Source organism: Acidiphilium acidophilum (genome assembly GCF_033842475.1).
GTDB classification, from domain to species: Bacteria; Pseudomonadota; Alphaproteobacteria; order Acetobacterales; family Acetobacteraceae; genus Acidiphilium; species Acidiphilium acidophilum.
The window spans coordinates 2,294,860-2,310,457 of sequence record NZ_JAWXYB010000018.1; the positions used below are offsets into that span (position 1 = coordinate 2,294,860).

The 15,598-nt window shown below is 66.5% G+C and carries 16 protein-coding genes; 4 read left to right on the forward strand and 12 right to left on the reverse strand.

What is annotated here, in order from left to right:
• Positions 1-8: 8 nt before the first annotated feature.
• From SIL87_RS13510 to gpmI, 8 genes are all read right to left on the reverse strand, one after another.
• A complete protein-coding gene (locus SIL87_RS13510; RefSeq protein ID WP_319614685.1) occupies positions 9-572 on the reverse strand; it encodes a hypothetical protein in 564 nt (187 codons plus the stop codon).
• 284 nt (positions 573-856) lie between these two features.
• Entirely contained in the window at positions 857-2,416 is a 1,560-nt protein-coding gene (gene guaA / locus SIL87_RS13515) for a glutamine-hydrolyzing GMP synthase (RefSeq protein WP_319614686.1), read from the reverse strand.
• Between the two features lie 69 nt (positions 2,417-2,485).
• The gene (locus SIL87_RS13520) at positions 2,486-3,151 is read right to left on the reverse strand and encodes a dienelactone hydrolase family protein (protein WP_319614687.1); all 666 of its coding nucleotides are present in this window, start codon (positions 3,149-3,151) and stop codon (positions 2,486-2,488) included.
• Between the two features lie 2 nt (positions 3,152-3,153).
• Positions 3,154-3,648: an RNA pyrophosphohydrolase gene (locus SIL87_RS13525; RefSeq protein ID WP_319614688.1), complete on the reverse strand. Its 495-nt coding sequence runs from the start codon at positions 3,646-3,648 to the stop codon at positions 3,154-3,156.
• Entirely contained in the window at positions 3,645-4,616 is a 972-nt protein-coding gene (locus SIL87_RS13530; RefSeq protein WP_319614689.1) for a divergent polysaccharide deacetylase family protein, read from the reverse strand. The genes SIL87_RS13525 and SIL87_RS13530 overlap by 4 nt, the downstream gene beginning before the upstream one ends.
• Positions 4,617-4,626: 10 nt before the next feature.
• Positions 4,627-5,988 (reverse strand): S41 family peptidase, encoded by a 1,362-nt coding sequence (locus tag SIL87_RS13535; RefSeq protein ID WP_319614690.1) that lies wholly within the window; start codon positions 5,986-5,988, stop codon positions 4,627-4,629.
• An 87-nt stretch (positions 5,989-6,075) separates the two neighbouring features.
• Positions 6,076-7,332: a murein hydrolase activator EnvC family protein gene (locus SIL87_RS13540; RefSeq protein ID WP_319614691.1), complete on the reverse strand. Its 1,257-nt coding sequence runs from the start codon at positions 7,330-7,332 to the stop codon at positions 6,076-6,078.
• Positions 7,316-8,848, reverse strand: coding sequence for a 2,3-bisphosphoglycerate-independent phosphoglycerate mutase (gpmI, locus tag SIL87_RS13545; RefSeq protein ID WP_319614692.1), 1,533 nt, complete (start codon positions 8,846-8,848; stop codon positions 7,316-7,318). The genes SIL87_RS13540 and gpmI overlap by 17 nt, the downstream gene beginning before the upstream one ends.
• Positions 8,849-8,969: 121 nt before the next feature.
• Between gpmI and SIL87_RS13550 the strand changes: the two genes are divergently transcribed.
• The 4 genes from SIL87_RS13550 (at position 8,970) to SIL87_RS13565 (ending at position 12,686) form a co-directional block, all read left to right on the forward strand.
• Positions 8,970-9,743 (forward strand): TatD family hydrolase, encoded by a 774-nt coding sequence (locus SIL87_RS13550; protein ID WP_319615983.1) that lies wholly within the window; start codon positions 8,970-8,972, stop codon positions 9,741-9,743.
• Complete coding sequence (locus tag SIL87_RS13555; RefSeq protein ID WP_319614693.1) at positions 9,740-10,558, forward strand: MBL fold metallo-hydrolase; 819 nt, start codon at positions 9,740-9,742, stop codon at positions 10,556-10,558. Before SIL87_RS13550 ends, SIL87_RS13555 begins: the two co-directional genes overlap by 4 nt.
• Positions 10,555-11,787 carry an aminopeptidase gene (locus SIL87_RS13560; RefSeq protein ID WP_319614694.1) on the forward strand — a complete coding sequence of 411 codons (1,233 nt, stop codon included), beginning with the start codon at positions 10,555-10,557 and terminating at the stop codon, positions 11,785-11,787. The genes SIL87_RS13555 and SIL87_RS13560 overlap by 4 nt, the downstream gene beginning before the upstream one ends.
• A gap of 104 nt (positions 11,788-11,891) precedes the next feature.
• On the forward strand, positions 11,892-12,686 hold the full coding sequence (locus SIL87_RS13565) for an EAL domain-containing protein (protein WP_456304829.1): 795 nt from the start codon (positions 11,892-11,894) through the stop codon (positions 12,684-12,686).
• Here SIL87_RS13565 and proB read toward each other — a convergent pair.
• The 4 genes from proB to rplU form a co-directional block, all read right to left on the reverse strand.
• Positions 12,646-13,809 carry a glutamate 5-kinase gene (proB, locus tag SIL87_RS13570; RefSeq protein WP_319614695.1) on the reverse strand — a complete coding sequence of 388 codons (1,164 nt, stop codon included), beginning with the start codon at positions 13,807-13,809 and terminating at the stop codon, positions 12,646-12,648. The genes SIL87_RS13565 and proB overlap by 41 nt on opposite strands.
• A complete protein-coding gene (gene obgE, locus SIL87_RS13575; RefSeq protein WP_319614696.1) occupies positions 13,806-14,804 on the reverse strand; it encodes a GTPase ObgE in 999 nt (332 codons plus the stop codon). The genes proB and obgE overlap by 4 nt, the downstream gene beginning before the upstream one ends.
• Before the next feature lie 84 nt (positions 14,805-14,888).
• Entirely contained in the window at positions 14,889-15,158 is a 270-nt protein-coding gene (gene rpmA / locus SIL87_RS13580; RefSeq protein WP_029310665.1) for a 50S ribosomal protein L27, read from the reverse strand.
• A 15-nt stretch (positions 15,159-15,173) separates the two neighbouring features.
• Positions 15,174-15,488: a 50S ribosomal protein L21 gene (gene rplU / locus SIL87_RS13585; RefSeq protein WP_265635621.1), complete on the reverse strand. Its 315-nt coding sequence runs from the start codon at positions 15,486-15,488 to the stop codon at positions 15,174-15,176.
• Positions 15,489-15,598: the final 110 nt, after the last annotated feature.

The following is a 15,598-nucleotide window of genomic DNA, read 5'->3' on the forward strand; positions in this document are numbered from 1 at the left end:
CAAAACCCTTACGGTATTTCCGTCAGCGTAACATGATCGGGCACGAGTCCCGGCGGATCGCCCAGCGCCTGAACGATGATGTGATCGGATTTCACCCCGGCGTGGCGCAGCACCGCCCGCACGGCAAGCCCCCGGTTGAGCGCCATCCGCCGCGCGACCGAGGGATCGTTCGCGACACCCGGCGCGGTGGCCTGCACCACGAAATGGGCGGCCTTGTCGAATTTGGTCGCGATGAAGGCATCGAGCGCCTTTGCCTGGGTGGCGGGCAGTGCGACATCGACATGCGGGAACATCAGGGTCAGCGCGCGGGGCTGAATCGGGCGCGGGGGTGGTGCCGCGGCGATGACCGGCGGCGGCGGCGGGGGCAATGGCAGACGAGGCGGGGCGATGACCGGATGCACCACGGCCCGGCGTGGCGCGGGATGGCGGATGATCGGGTGATAACGCGGCCGTGCGACCGGTGGCGGCGGTGGTTTGCCCGAAAGTTGCTGCAACGCCTGCTGATTGACCACGACCTGCGCCATCGCCGCCGACGTGCCGCCGGCCACGATCAGGCCCAGCGCGATTGTCACCGAGATCCGTCTCATACGGTCCCAGACTAGCGTAAAACCGCCTTCCCCCTCAATGGCCGGGGAAACGAGGCGGTTGATGAAGCGGGGGCGAGCGATGGGGCCGGCGAAGCGGGTGTGATGTCGTGCGCTCTATGACGATCTACGTGGTCAGGAGCGTGGCATGGGTGCGATCATTCTGGCGGACGCCAAAGCCCATCTGAGCGATTTGGTCGACCGTGTCGAAGCGGGCGAGTCGATCGACATCCCCCGTCATCGCGTGGACCGGCGATATGGTCGGGTAGCGATCATTCCCACTCGATGGTTCCGGGGGGTTTGCTCGTGATGTCGTAGGTGACGCGGTTGATGCCGCGGACTTCGCCGACGATGCGGCCTGCGACGCGGGAGAGGAATGCCATGTCGAAGGGGTAGATATCGGCGGTCATGCCGTCGGTGCTGGTGACGGCGCGGAGGGCGCAGGCGTAATCGTAGGTGCGGCCATCGCCCATGACGCCGACGCTGCGGACCGGAAGGAGGGCGACGAAGGCCTGCCAGATGGCATCGTAGAGGCCGGCGGCGCGGATTTCCTCAAGGTAGATGGCGTCGGCCTGCTGGAGGATTTTGACTTTTTCGCGATCGACCGCGCCGGGGATGCGGATGGCGAGGCCGGGGCCGGGGAACGGATGACGGCCGACCATGGTTTCGGGCAGGCCGAGTTCGCGGCCGAGGGCGCGGACCTCGTCCTTGAACAATTCGCGCAAGGGTTCGACCAGTTGCATGCGCATTCGCGCGGGAAGGCCGCCGACATTGTGGTGGGATTTGATCACGGCACTCGGGCCGCCGCTGACCGAGACGCTTTCGATCACATCGGGGTAGAGCGTGCCCTGGGCGAGGAAATCGGCGCCGCCGAGTTTGGTGGCTTCCTGTTCGAACACGTCGATGAACAGGCCGCCGATGATCTTGCGTTTCTGTTCGGGGTCGGAGATGCCTTCGAGGGCGGCGAAGAACAGGTCCGACGCGTCGCGGTGGATCAGGGTGATGTTGAAACGGTCGCGGAAGATGCGGATGACATCGTCGGCCTCGCCGGCGCGGAGCAGGCCGTGATCGACGAAGATGCAGATGAGCTGGTCGCCGATCGCTTCGTGGATCAGGGCGGCGGCGACCGAGGAATCGACACCGCCGGACAGGCCGCAGATGACCCGGCCACTACTGACCTGAGCCCGGATTTTGGTGCGTGCGACATCGCGGAAATTCGCCATGGTCCAGGCGTTCGACAGGCCGCAGACATTGTGCACGAAATTGGCGAGGAGTTGCGCGCCATGCGGGGTGTGCATGACTTCCGGGTGGAACATCAGGCCGTAGAAGCGGCGGGTATCGTCGGCGATGACGGCGAAGGGCGCGCCGTCGCTGGTGGCGACGGTGCGGAAACCGGGCGGCGGGGCGCTGATATGGTCGCCATGGCTCATCCAGACCTGTTCGCGGCCACCCCGGGTCCAGGCCCCGTCGAACAGGGTGCAGTCATCGGTGATGTCGACGAAGGCGCGGCCGAATTCGCGGATATGGGCACTGCTGACATCGCCGCCGAGCTGGGCGCACATCGTCATCTGGCCGTAGCAGATGCCGAGGACCGGGACATGGGACTCGAAGACGAGTTGGGGTGCGCGGGGAGAGTTTTCCTCGCTGACGCTCGCGGGGCCGCCGGAGAGGATGAAGCCGCGCGCCCGGAATGCCGCGATCCGGGCGGGGTCGGCATCGAAGGGCCAGATTTCGCAATAGACCCCGGCCTCGCGCAGCCGGCGCGCGATCAGTTGCGTCACCTGGCTGCCAAAATCGAGGATCAGAATCCGTTCGTCGGTCAGCTCATTCATGGGGTGTCATGAGCATGACCGGCGGCTGGATTCAATAGGCTGAGGTGCGGCCCCGATCAAACCAGATGTTCAGACCAGATGTTCGGCGAAGAAGGCGAGGCTGCGCTGCTCGGCCAGTTTGTTGGCCTCGGCATTGAAGCTTGCCCGATCGTCGCAGCCGAAGCCGTGATCGGCGTTCTCGTAGATGAAGACCGGGATTTCGGGTTGGGATTGCTTGATCGCCTCGACATCGGACATCGGAATTCCCTTGTCGAGCGCGCCGAAATGCATCTGCACCGGGCAGTTGGGCACGGCTTCCTTGGTCTGCATGATGCCGCCGCCGTACCAGGTGACGGCTGCCCTGAAGCTTTTGCTTTTCGTGGCACCCCACCAGGCGATGGTGCCGCCCCAGCAATAGCCGATGATGCCGGTCGGGCGAGGGCTCAGTTTTGCCGCTGTCGCCTCGATATCCATCATGACATCGGATTCCGCGATCGCGGCGCGCAACTCAAGGCCCTTTTTCACGCCTTCCGCCGTGTAGTCGAGTTCGACGTTGCGCTCGGCACGGTCGAACACCGCCGGTGAGAGCACGTAATAGCCGGATTGGGCCAGCCGGTCGGCGACGTCGCGCATGTGACGGTTGACGCCGAAAATCTCCTGCACGACCACGAGCGCGCGAGGGCTTTTGGGGTCACCGGCGGCATAGGCCTGGAATTTATGGCCGTCGGCCGATGTCAGTTCGATCATTTCACCCAAAATCATTCTCCCTCAGGTTTGGCGAAGACCGCGAAATCGCGGGCAATCCGCTCGTAGATGTGGCGCTTGAACGGGACTGCCAAGGCCGGAATTTCGGCGAGATCGGCCCAGCGCCACGCGCTGAATTCCTGATGCGCATCGGCATCGAGGCGGATCAGATCGTCGGTGCCGGTAAACCGCAGCGCGAACCAGCGCTGGCGCTGGCCGCGATGCCGGGTGCCGAGGCTGGTGCGGATTTCGGGGGGAAAATCGTAGCTCAGCCACTCCGCGATCGAGCCGAGGATGATGGCGGCGTTCGTGCCGATCTCTTCGCGCAGTTCGCGCATGACGGCGATGGCGGGGTCTTCGCCGGGGTCGATCCCGCCCTGAGGCAACTGCCAGGGATGGCTGAGCACGGCCTGATGCTCGAGGCGGCGCGCGATCAGGATTTTGCCGGCGTGGTTGAACAGGGCGGCACCGACATTGGGCCGGTATGGCAGGGACGAAGGATCGGTCATGGCGATCCTGCGGCGCTCGCTCCGGGATCGGCGAGGGTGCTTACCGGCACGAGGCTGACATGGCTGGTCGAGGGCGAGCGCAGCCATGCGGCCAGAGTTGCGATGCCCGCGCGGGTCGGTTCGGTGATCACGCCGATCGCGCTGCCTTTGGCGATGGCGGTCGAAACCAGCAGGTTGAGGTCGTTGGTGATTGCCGATGTGCCGGAGTCGGGGTCGATCACGATGGTGGCGGACCGGCCTGTCACGCCGGATGGCAGGGATGCGCCGGGGGTTGCGGCGACGAGGAACAGGCCGCTCGCCGAAATCTGGCCGGCGAGCCAGGACGCGGCGTGGGGGTGGGTCATGAAGGTTTCGGGAACCGTCATGCCGATCGCATCGGTGACGCCGGCATAGCCCTGGATGCGCGAGAGGGCCCAGTCCAGCCGTTTGAGATTGGTTGCGGGCGAGGCGCCGGCGTGCAGGGCCTGATCGCCTTCGGTGATGTCGGGCGAATTATTTACCTGCATCGGCAGGCCGAGAATGGTCTCGTGGCCGGCCTTGCGCGCCGCGAGGGTGAGGGCGGCGTCGTGGGCGCCGTAGGGCGAGAGACCGAGCGAAACCGCGGGGGGCAGGGTTTTGACCGCAGCGAGACCCGGCGCGAGGGCGTAGCCGAGCCCTGCCACCAGGATCGCGATTTCGGGCTTGCCGGCAGTGGCGGCGGCGGCGGGCCTTGCGGCGTAGTAGCGCATCGGGGTGATGCCGTAGGGGCCGGGATGGGGGATTTTCCAGGCGGGATCGACCGCCGAGGCGGCGAGCAGCATGGGGCTCGGGGCCGGGATCGCGCCATCCGCCTGCCGTGCCGGCAAAGTTACGGGGGGTTTGATCGGGCCGAGATATTGCAGATAGGCGGCACCCGCGATCACCACGAGGCCGAAACCGCCCCAGAAGAGTTTCAGCGCGCGGGGAACCGGGGTGGTTACGCGGTCCATCGTGTCCGGTTCAATGGGCGGCCTGACCGGTGCCTTCCTGAGCCATGGCCGAGGCGAGTTTCAGGGCCATCTGCAACTGGTAGTCGGTTGCGGGCTTGCCGGGGACCAGTTTGGGCCAGGATGCCGGGGGCCGGGGCGCGATGGATTTGGCCATCGGCGGCAGGACGAGCTTGGGCGGCAGGATCGGCGTTTTCATCCCGGACGGATTGTGGAAGGCGTTGGGCATGTCGGCTTCGCGGATCTTCGGGAAATGGTTTTTCGAGTTCTTGCTCTCATGAACCTCGATATCGGGCTGCACGCCGTAATCCTGCAGCGATTTTCCCGAGGGCGTGTAGTAGAGCGCGGTGGTCAGGCGCAGGGCGCCGTGGCCGGGGATGGTGAAGATCGTCTGCACCGAGCCTTTGCCGAAGCTGCGGGTGCCCATCACCACAGCGCGGCGGTTCTGCTGCAAGGCGGCGCTCACGATTTCCGCCGCCGAGGCGGTGCCGGAATTGATCAGGATGACGATCGGCTTGCCATGGGCGATATCGCCTGCATGGGCGTACCAGACCTCGTCATCCGATGAATGGCGGCCATGGGTCGAGACGATTTCGCCGGAATTCAGGAAATCATCGGCGACTGCGATGCCCTGATTGAGCAGGCCGCCGGGGTTGTTGCGCAGATCGAGCACGTAGGCATCGACCTTGCCGTGGCTTTCGGATTTCAGCTTGGCGACGGCGCGGCGGATGTCGCGATTGGCGTTTTCGGAGAAGCTCGCGAGACGCATATAGCCGACCCGGCCGTAGAGCTTGTCCTTGACGGCCTGGACGTGGATGGTCGCGCGGGTCAATTTGTCGATGATCGGCTTGTCGATCCCGGCGCGTTTGATCGTCAGGGTGATCGCGCTGCCCGGCGGGCCGCGCATGGCATCGACCGCCTTGTTCAGCGTGTAGCCGATCGTCGGTTTGCCGTTGATCGCGACGATCATGTCGCCGGGCTTGATGCCGGCCTTGTAGGCGGGGGTATCGTCGATCGGGCTGATCACCTTGATGAACCCGTCCGCCTGGGACACTTCGAGGCCGAGGCCGCCGAACTGGCCGCTGGTTTCGGCCTGCATGTCGGCATACTGGCGCTTGTTCATGTAGCCGCTATGCGGGTCGAGCCCGGCGAGCATGCCGTTCATGGCGTCGTAGACCAGTTTTTTCGAGGGCTCGGGCATGACGTAATCGGCTTTGACCCGTTGGAAGATATTCTCGAACAGGCCGAGCTGCTCATAGGTGTTGGCACCGGCGGGTTGATCGGCCACGGCACCGCGAATGACCGGCGCGACCACGCCGACCCCGATGCCGACCACGAATGTACCCGCGATCAATAAACTCGTCCGAAGCCTCATACGCGCCATCCTTCTGTCCCGCCCGATCGCGTTGACATGATCCCATAATGCGCCTGAACCGGAAGTCCAGTGCCGCGAGGCACCGCGTCAGCGCGCGGCAGCGCCGGCGCCGAAATGACCGGCGGGGTCGATCGCTGCGCCGTGATGGCGCAATTCGACGTAAAGACGTGGCTGATTGCCTGGATCATGCGGGTCGTATCGTGCCATGCTCCCCACCGGTTGGCCAGCCCGGACGGTCTGGCCGACGGCGGCGTCGAACCGGTCGAACCCGGCCATCACGAAATCGTATCCCTGCCCGCAATCGATGATCATCAATTTGCCGTAACTCTGGAACGGCTGGGCGAACACGACGTTGCCGGTGCAGGCCGCCGTGACGACGGCGCCGGGGGTGGCAGCGAAAGTATCCCCGGTTGCCGGGCCGGCGGCGCTGGGCTGGCCGAAGCCGCGGACCAGCGTGCCGGCGACCGGGGCGCCGCTCAGCGATTTCGGCAGATTGCCGGCGGGGGCCGGGATGCGCGCGGCGGCGGCCCGCGCCCGTGCCGCTGCGGCCTGCGCCTGCTGGTGGCGGAGTCGCCCGATCAGGCCGACGAGGCTGCGCGCCTGGGCGGCATCGGCGCCGGCTTCGCGGGCCTCGGCGGCGCGGCGCGCGGAGAGGGTTGCCGCCTGCTGGCGCACCGCGGCGATCCGGCGTTGCAGCACCGCCTCCTGCGCCTGCTGGGTCGTGATCGAGAGCGTGAGGGCGGCCTGCTGCGCCGTCAGCGCGGTGCTGAGATGGGCGTAGCGACGGCGGGCGCGACGCAGGTTGGCGGCGCGCTGGCCGATCTCGCGGGTGATCCCCTGCATCACCAGCGCGCCTTCCGCGGCCTTTCCGGGGGCGGCATCGGCGGCGAGCAGGGTTGCCGCCGGATGCAGGGCGAGGCGGGCGATCAGGGGCAGCAGGGGTGCGATCGCTGCGGCATCCGCTTCCAGCTCGGCGCGGGCGGCGGCGGTGGCGGTGGTCAGGCGGTCGAGCTTGGCGACGATGAGCGCGGTCTGGTCCTGGGTTTCGCGCAGGGTGGCGGCGGCGGCGATTTCGCTGCTGACCAGCGCTCCCGCCTGGGCATCGGCGATCCGGGCCGCGCGCTGGGCGGCCGCCGCCGCCGCCGCGTGATGCTGGGCCGCGAGGTTGGCGGCATCGAGCCGGCGTTGGGCCTGATCGATGGCTCCGTTGCCCTGCGCTGCCGAAGCGAAATTGGGCACGACCCCCTGCCCTGCCGATCCGGCGATCAGCACGGCGATGATGCTGCCGCGCCACCGACGCGACCGGCGCGGATCAGGTGGGCGGGGATCAGGTGGGCGGCGCATCGGGTCCGATCAGGGACTGGCCGGTCATTTCGGCGGGTTGGGCGATGCCGAGCAACGCGAGCAGGGTGGGGGCGAGGTCGGCCAGTCTTCCGTCATGCAGGACGGTGCCGGGGGGTGCGCCGGCCAGCAAGACCGGGACGCGGTTGAGGGTGTGCGCCGTGTGCGGGCCGCCGGTTTCGGGGTCGCGCATCATTTCGCAATTGCCGTGATCGGCGGTGACGATGAGCTGCCCGTGCTGCGCGGCGATGGCCGCCGCGATCCGGCCTAGACAGGTATCGACGGTTTCGACCGCGCGGATTGCGGCTTCCAGCACGCCGGTATGGCCGACCATGTCGGGGTTGGCGAAGTTGAGCACGATGAGGTCGAGATCACCGGTCGAGATCGCCGCGACGACGCGGTCGGTGAGTTCGGGTGCCGACATTTCGGGCTGGAGATCGTAGGTGGCGACTTTCGGGGATGCGACCATGATGCGGTCTTCGCCCTCGAACGGCGTCTCACGTCCGCCGTTGAGGAAATAGGTGACATGGGGGTATTTTTCGGTTTCGGCGGCGCGTAGCTGGCGCTTGCCGGCGCGGGCGACCACTTCGCCCAGCAGATTATCCATCGGGTCGGGCGGGAACAGGCTGTGCATGAACCGGTCGAGCGCGTCGGAATAGGGCACCATGCCCAGCGCCGCCGCGAAGCGGGGTACCAGTGCGCGTTGAAATCCGGCGAAATCGGGGTCGAGCAGGGCAGAGAGGAGTTCGCGCATCCGGTCGGCCCGGAAATTCGCCGCGAGCAGTCCGTCGCCGTCGCTGATGCCGGGATAGCCGGGCAGGACGGTGGGTTTGACGAACTCGTCGCCGGTGCCGGCGGCGTAACTTGCGTCGAGGGCGGCGACGGCATCGCGGGCCGCCGCGCCGGAGCCGTCGACCATCAGGTCGTAGGCGAGCTGGACCCGCTCCCAGCGGTTGTCCCGGTCCATCGCGTAATAGCGGCCGATGATCGTCGCGATCTCGGCACCTGCGGGCAGTGAGTCCGCGAGCCAGCGGATTGCGGCGGTGCCGGATTGGGGCGGGGTGTCCCGCCCGTCGGTGATCGCGTGGACGAAGACCGCGATGCCGGCATCGGCCACGATTTGTGCGAGGGCGAGGATGTGGCGCTGATGCGCGTGGACGCCGCCGGGCGAGACGAGGCCGACCAGATGGCAGGCACCGCCCGATTGGCGCAAGGCGGCGAGGAAGCGCTGGAAGTCGGGGATGGGGGCGAGCGCCTCGGCTTCGATCGCGCTGTCGATCCGCGGCAGATCCTGCATCACGATCCGTCCGGCGCCGATATTGGTGTGGCCGACTTCGGAATTGCCCATCTGCCCGTCCGGCAGCCCGACATCGCGGCCGCAGGTTCGCAGGAAGGCGTGGGGATTGTGCTGCCACAGCCGGTCGAAATGCGGGGTTCGGGCCAGGGCGACGGCGTTGTCCGCCTGATCCTGGCGCCAGCCGAAGCCATCGAGAATCGTGAGCATGACGGGTTTAGGCATCGCGTCCTCCTGATCGTCGGGTGCGGCGAACCGGCACCGGCGCGAAATGGCCCCGCCCCTGCGCGCAGGTCAAGGCCGGTCCGCAGTTCCGACCTGCGCCCGGTCGCGCTATATGAACCTCATGCTGATCGATTCCCATTGCCATCTGGATCATTTCGAGGAACCCGAGCGGACCGCCGTGATTGCGCGGGCGGTGGCCGCCGGCGTTGGTCAGATGGTCACGATCGGGACCAGCATGGCCCAGTCGCGCCAGGCGATCGCGATGGCGGAGGCGGCGGCGAATGTCTGGGCGTGCGTGGGCGTTCACCCGGATCATGCCGGGACCGAGGGGCCGGTTCCGGCGGCCGAGACGATTGCGGCGATGACCGCGCACCCCCGCGTGATCGGCATCGGGGAGACCGGGCTCGATTATTTCCACGATACGGTGGCCCCCGAGGTTCAGGCCGCCAATTTCACCGCCCATATCAGGGCGGCGCAGATGACCGGCCTGCCGCTTGCGATCCATGCCCGCGCCGCCGATGAGGACATGGCCGCGATGCTGGAGGCCGCTTATGCCGCCGCGCCGTTTTCGTTTCTGCTGCATTGTTTTTCCTCCGGTCCCGAACTTGCCGCGCGGGCGCTGGCGATCGGCGGGTATGTTTCGTTCTCGGGGATTGTGACCTTTCCGAAATCCGATGCCCTGCGGGCGATTGCGCGCGACATTCCGCCGGGGCGGCTGCTGGTCGAGACCGATTCGCCCTATCTGGCGCCGGTGCCGTTGCGGGGCCGGCGCAACGAACCGGCCAATACGGTTCACACCGCCAAAGTGTTGGCTGTGCTGCACGGCATGAGCGAGGCGGCGATGGCCGATCTGACCAGTGCGAATTTTCGTCGCCTGTTCGCCAAGGCGGCATGAAGTTCACCCTCACGCTGCTCGGGACCGGCGGCTCGGCGGGGCTGCCGCAGATCGGCGGGGCCGATGGGTCCGGCGACTGGGGGATGTGCGATCCGCTGGAGCCGCGCAACGCGCGCAGCCGGGCGAGTGCGGTGGTCGCGTGCGGGGAGTCCCGGCTGCTGATCGACACCTCGCCCGAACTGCGGCTGCAACTGATCGCCAACCGGATCGGGCGGATCGATGCCGTGCTGTTCACCCATCCGCATGCCGATCATATCGCGGGGTTGGACGAGGTCCGGATTCTCAACCGGCTGCTGGGCGCACCGATCCCCGGCTACAGTACTGGGCAGACCTGGGCGGAACTGCGCCGCCGGTTCGATTACGCCTTCAAGCCCTGGGTGGCGCCGGAGCCGGGTTTGCCGCCGTCGTTTTTTCGCCCGGTGATCGAGACCCGTCTGGTGGCACCCGGCGCGATCCACACGATCAACGGATGGAACGTGAATGTGATCGGGCAGGATCACGGGTTCGGGCCGACACTGGGGCTGCGGTTCGGCAATGTCGCTTATTGCACGGATGTGGTGCGGTTCGACGATGAGGCGCTGGCGCAATTGCGCGATCTCGATACCTGGGTGATCGATTGCTTCACCCGTGGTCCCCGGCATCCGAGCCATGCCAATCTGGAGCAGGTGGTGGCCTGGGAAGCGCAGCTCCGCCCCCGCCGCACGATTTTGACCCATATGGGGCCGGACATGGATTATGCCGCCCTTCGCGCATCATTGCCCGCGCGGATGGAACCCGGTTACGATGGGATGATCATCGAAGGAGAATTCGTTTGACTCACGCCGAACGGCTCGACCGGCTGGCCGAAATTGCGGTCAGGATCGGGGTCAATGTCCAGAAGGGCCAGGAACTCGTCATCAATGCGCCGCTCGATGCGCGCGCGCTGGTCCAGCGGCTGGCCGCCCATGCCTATGATGCCGGGGCCGCACTGGTCGTGCCGCTGTTCGCCGACGATGTGATCCAGCGCGCCCGGTTCATTCACGCCGACGAGGAGAGTTTCGATTTCGCCCCGTCATGGCTGTTCGACGGGGTGGCGAAAGCGCTTGATCAGGGGGCTGCGATGCTCAGCATTTCCGGCTCGGACCCGATGCTTCTGGCCGGGTGCGATCCATCGCGGATCGGCCGCGCCCAGCGCGCCGCCGCCGCCGCGATGAAGCCGATGCGCAACATCATCAGCAGCTTCGCGACCAACTGGTCGATCCTGTCCTTCGCCACGCCGGGCTGGGCCGAATCGGTGTTTCCGGATGATGCGCCGGATGCGGCGGTCGGCAGATTGTGGGATGCGATCTTCAAGGTCAGCCGGATCGACGAGGCCGATCCGGTCGGGGCGTGGCAGGCCCATGTCGCGCGACTGCGCGAGCGGTGCGATACGCTGAATGGTCATCGATTTGCCGCGTTGCAGTTTCGCGGGCCGGGCACGGATTTGCGGGTTGGTCTCGCCACCGATCATCTCTGGGCCGGGGGTGCGGTCGAGGCGGCGAACGGGGCGGTCTGCATGCCGAACATGCCGACCGAGGAGGTTTTCACCATGCCCCACCGCGACAAGGTGGACGGCGTGGTCGCCGCGACCAAGCCGCTGGTGCATGGCGGATCGTTGATCGAGGGGATTTCGGTCCGGTTCGAGGCGGGGCGCATCGTCGAAGCGCATGCGAGCGCGGGACAGGATGTGTTCCGCAGCCTGATCGGCACCGATGAGGGTGCCGCACGGCTCGGTGAAGTGGCGCTGGTTCCCGAAGCCTCGCCGGTTGCCCGCTCGGGGCTGATTTTCCGCAACACTCTGTTCGATGAGAATGCGGCCTGCCATATCGCGCTCGGTCAGGCGCTCGCGCTCAACATGAAGGGTGGGTGCGATGCGGCGCGGGGGGCCAATGAAAGCCTCATTCATATCGACTGGATGATCGGGTCGGGGCAGGTCGATGTCGATGGGGTGACTGCAACGGGCGCGGTTGTGCCGGTCATGCGCGCGGGTGAATTCACCCTGCGACCTGTTTTGATATCGACATGACATGAATTTCATTCGATTCGGCAGGATTGATTTAGGCGGCGGTTAACTTTTACGTTAGATACTAGGCTGATGATGATTTCAGCGCCGCTTCATGAGAGCCTGCCTTGACCCTGAAAGCGAATGCTTCCCTGCCCACAACAGCCCCCTTCGATGGGGGCTGCGGTGCCTGCCGGACCGGGACCTATGATGTTCCTCTGGCCATGGCGTTTCAGCCGATCGTGGATGTTGAGACCGGGGGCGTTTTCGCGTTCGAGGCGCTGGTTCGCGGCGTCGGCGGCGAGGGGGCGGCATCGGTGCTTGCGGGCGTCACGCCGGCGACGTTGTACGGGTTTGATCAGGCGTGCCGGATCACGGCGATCGAAACCGCCGCGGAACTGGGGCTGATCGCCCAGGGTGCCGCGCTTTCAATCAATTTCATGCCGAATGCGGTTTACGAGCCGAGGGCGTGCATTCGCGCCACGCTTCAGGCTGCGGCACGCGTCGGCTTTCCCACCGACCGGCTGATTTTCGAGATCACCGAGGTCGAGGCGGTGGCCGACCCGGATCATCTGAGCCGCATCGTTGCCGCGTATCGCGCCATGGGGTTCAGGACCGCGATCGATGATTTCGGGGCCGGTCATTCGAATTTGAATCTGCTCGCCCGGTTCCATCCCGATCTGGTCAAACTGGATCGGGCCCTCATCGTGGGGATCGATCAGGACCGGGTGAGGCAGACGATCGTGCGGCATTGCGTAGCACTCTGCCGCGATCTCGGGATCGAGGTGATCGCCGAAGGGATCGAAACCGCCGCGGAATATGCCACGCTGGTGGAATTCGGCGTCGGGTTGATCCAGGGCTATCTTGTGGCGCGTCCCGGTTTCAGATCGCTTCCGGCACCGCTTTGGCCGGATCGGGCGTGAGCAGGACCAGATCGTCGCGGTGCACTATTTCATCGCGCCCCCGCCATCCCAGCAACGCTTCGATCTCGTCGGTCCGGTGGCGCGCGATCAGGCGTGCATCCTGAGCGGAATATCCGGCGAGGCCGCGCGCCAGGCTGGAAGCGTCCGGGGCCAGGATTTCGACCGCATCGCCGCGTTCGAAATCGCCTTCGATCGTGACCACGCCGGCCGGAAGCAGAGACGAGCCGCGCTTGATCGCGCTTGCGGCCCCGGCATCGACGTGCAGGCGGCCAAGCGGGGCAAGGGAGCCGGCGATCCAGCGTTTGCGTGCCGAACGGCCACCGGGTTGCGGCAGGAACCACGTGCAGCGGGCGCCGTCCTGCAGCGCGGCGAGCGGATGTTCGGTATGACCGAGTGCCACGGCCATCGCGCAGCCGGCCTGGGTGGCGATGCGAGCGGCGACCAGTTTGGTGCGCATGCCGCCGGAGGAGAATCCCGGTGGCGGTGCGCCGCCCATGGCTTCGATTTCGGGGGTCAGGGCGTCGATGATCGGCAGATGGCGCGCGGCGGGGTCGCGTTTTGGGTCGGCGGTGTAGAGACCGTCGATATCCGAGAGCAGGACCAGTTGATCGGCCTCGACCATTTCGGCGACGCGCCCGGCGAGGCGGTCGTTGTCGCCGAAGCGGATTTCGCCGGTGGCGACCGAGTCGTTCTCGTTGATCACCGGGATCGCGCCAAGTTCGAGCAGGGTGCGCAGGGTGGCGCGGGCGTTGAGGTAGCGGCGGCGGTCCTCGGTGTCGTCCATGGTGAGCAGGAGTTGCGCCGCGACCAGCCCGTGGGCGGAGAGTGCCTCGCTCCAGGCCTGGGCGAGGCGGATCTGGCCGACTGAGGCGGCGGCCTGCTTTTCCTCAAGCCGCAGGCGGGGCTGCATCAGGCCGAGCTGGCGGCGGGCCAGGGCGATGGCACCCGACGAGACGACGATGACGCCGACGCTGCGGGCGCGGAGTTGCGCGATGTCGGCGGCCATTCCATCCAGCCACGCGGCCCGGGGCGCGGCGGCGGCGGGATCGACGATCAGGGCCGAGCCGATCTTGACCACCAGCAATTTCGCATCGGTCAGGCTCGGCGCGGGGCGGCGGATCATTTGCGGTTCTCGCGCACCATGTCGAACACCGCGCGCAGCACCTCATCGACGCCGATCTGCCCGGCGGCGGACATGACCATGACGCGGGCACCGGAGGCTTTGGTCAGGGAGGCTTTGCGCGAGGCGATCTCGCGCGGGGTCATGGCATCCATTTTGTTGAGGACGATCAGCTCGGGCTTGGCATCGAGCCCGCCGCCATAGGCGCCGAGTTCGCCGCGAATGGTGCGCCAGGCATCGACCACGTGGCCCGCCGCGCCATCGATCAGATGGATCAGGGCGGCGCAGCGTTCGACATGGCCGAGGAAGCGATCGCCGAGACCGGCACCGTCATGCGCGCCCTCGATCAGGCCGGGAATATCGGCGAGGACGAATTCCTCGGTCATCGACAGGCGAACGACGCCGAGTTGCGGGTGCAGCGTGGTGAAGGGGTAGTCGGCGATTTTCGGCCTTGCCGCCGAGGCGGCGGCGAGGAAGGTGGATTTGCCGGCGTTGGGCAGTCCGACCAGCCCGGCATCCGCGATCAGTTTCAGGCGCAGCCAGACCCAGCGCTCCTCGCCCGGCCAGCCGGGATCGGCGCGGCGGGGAGCGCGATTGGTCGAGGTTTTGAACATGGCGTTGCCGTGCCCGCCGTCGCCACCGCGGAGGAACACGATGCGCATGCCCGGCTTGTCGAGATCGGCGAGGAGGGTTTCGCGGTCGTCGTCGAAAATCTGGGTGCCGATCGGCACCTTGATCAGCATGGTGGGGGCGGCGGCGCCAGTGCAGTCGCGCCCGGCGCCGTTGCCGCCCTTGCGGGCGCGGAAATGCTGGGTGTAGCGGAAATCGAGCAAGGTGTTGAGGTTCTCGACCGCTTCGAACACGATGTCACCGCCGCGACCGCCATTGCCGCCGTCCGGGCCGCCGAATTCGATGTATTTTTCGCGCCGGAACGCGACGACGCCGTTGCCGCCATCGCCGGAGCGCAGATAGATCTTGGCCTGATCGAGAAACTTCATAACGGTTCACATACGAAAAAAGGGTTCATGCGAAAAAAAAGGTCGGCGCGAGCCGACCTTCCCCGAACCCGACAGGAGGTCGGCTTACTCGGCGGCGATGGCCAGCGGCTCGACCGAAACCGAGACCCGGCCTTCGGCGCGGCGCGCGAACTTCACGCGGCCATCGACCAGGGCGAAAATCGTGTGATCGCGACCGAGGCCGACATTGGTGCCCGGCTTCACCTTGGTGCCGCGCTGGCGGATGATGATGTTGCCCGCGACGACCTGCTCGTCACCGAATTTTTTCACGCCGAGACGACGCCCGGCCGAGTCGCGGCCATTGCGGGATGAACCGCCGGCTTTTTTATGTGCCATGGTAAACTCCTATGATCAGGCGGCGTTGATGCCGGACACCCGCAGCACGGTCACGTGCTGGCGGTGGCCGTTTTTGCGGCGGCTGTTCTGCCGGCGGCGCTTTTTGAAGATGATGACCTTGTCCAGCCGGTCCTGCGCGATCACGGTCGCGGTGACGGTGGCACCTTCGACGATCGGCTTGCCGAGGGTAACGCCCGCTTCGCCGCCCAGGGCCAGAACATCGGTGAAGGTGACCGTGCTGCCGGCCTCGGCTTCGAGCTTTTCAACCTTCAGCACGGCGTCGGGAACGACGCGGTATTGTTTTCCGCCGGTGCGGATCACTGCGAACATCGATAGGGTCCAATTCTGGCTACGCGCCACGAGGGCATTGAGTCACGAACAACAGGCACGAACATCAAGATGGGCGACGGTCAAAGGGAAGGCGCGCGAAACCTTGCGGC

Bases quoted from the DNA above. Each gene is read 5' to 3' on its own strand.
- guaA (WP_319614686.1), bottom strand. From the start codon at position 2,416: ATGAATGAGCTGACCGACGAACGGATTCTGATCCTCGATTTTGGCAGC.
- SIL87_RS13525 (WP_319614688.1), bottom strand. From the start codon at position 3,648: ATGACCGATCCTTCGTCCCTGCCATACCGGCCCAATGTCGGTGCCGCC.
- SIL87_RS13530 (WP_319614689.1), bottom strand. From the start codon at position 4,616: ATGGACCGCGTAACCACCCCGGTTCCCCGCGCGCTGAAACTCTTCTGG.
- SIL87_RS13535 (WP_319614690.1), bottom strand. From the start codon at position 5,988: ATGAGGCTTCGGACGAGTTTATTGATCGCGGGTACATTCGTGGTCGGC.
- SIL87_RS13540 (WP_319614691.1), bottom strand. From the start codon at position 7,332: ATGCGCCGCCCACCTGATCCCCGCCCACCTGATCCGCGCCGGTCGCGT.
- gpmI (WP_319614692.1), bottom strand. From the start codon at position 8,848: ATGCCTAAACCCGTCATGCTCACGATTCTCGATGGCTTCGGCTGGCGC.
- SIL87_RS13550 (WP_319615983.1), top strand. From the start codon at position 8,970: ATGCTGATCGATTCCCATTGCCATCTGGATCATTTCGAGGAACCCGAG.
- SIL87_RS13555 (WP_319614693.1), top strand. From the start codon at position 9,740: ATGAAGTTCACCCTCACGCTGCTCGGGACCGGCGGCTCGGCGGGGCTG.
- proB (WP_319614695.1), bottom strand. From the start codon at position 13,809: ATGATCCGCCGCCCCGCGCCGAGCCTGACCGATGCGAAATTGCTGGTG.
- obgE (WP_319614696.1), bottom strand. From the start codon at position 14,804: ATGAAGTTTCTCGATCAGGCCAAGATCTATCTGCGCTCCGGCGATGGC.
- rpmA (WP_029310665.1), bottom strand. From the start codon at position 15,158: ATGGCACATAAAAAAGCCGGCGGTTCATCCCGCAATGGCCGCGACTCG.
- rplU (WP_265635621.1), bottom strand. From the start codon at position 15,488: ATGTTCGCAGTGATCCGCACCGGCGGAAAACAATACCGCGTCGTTCCC.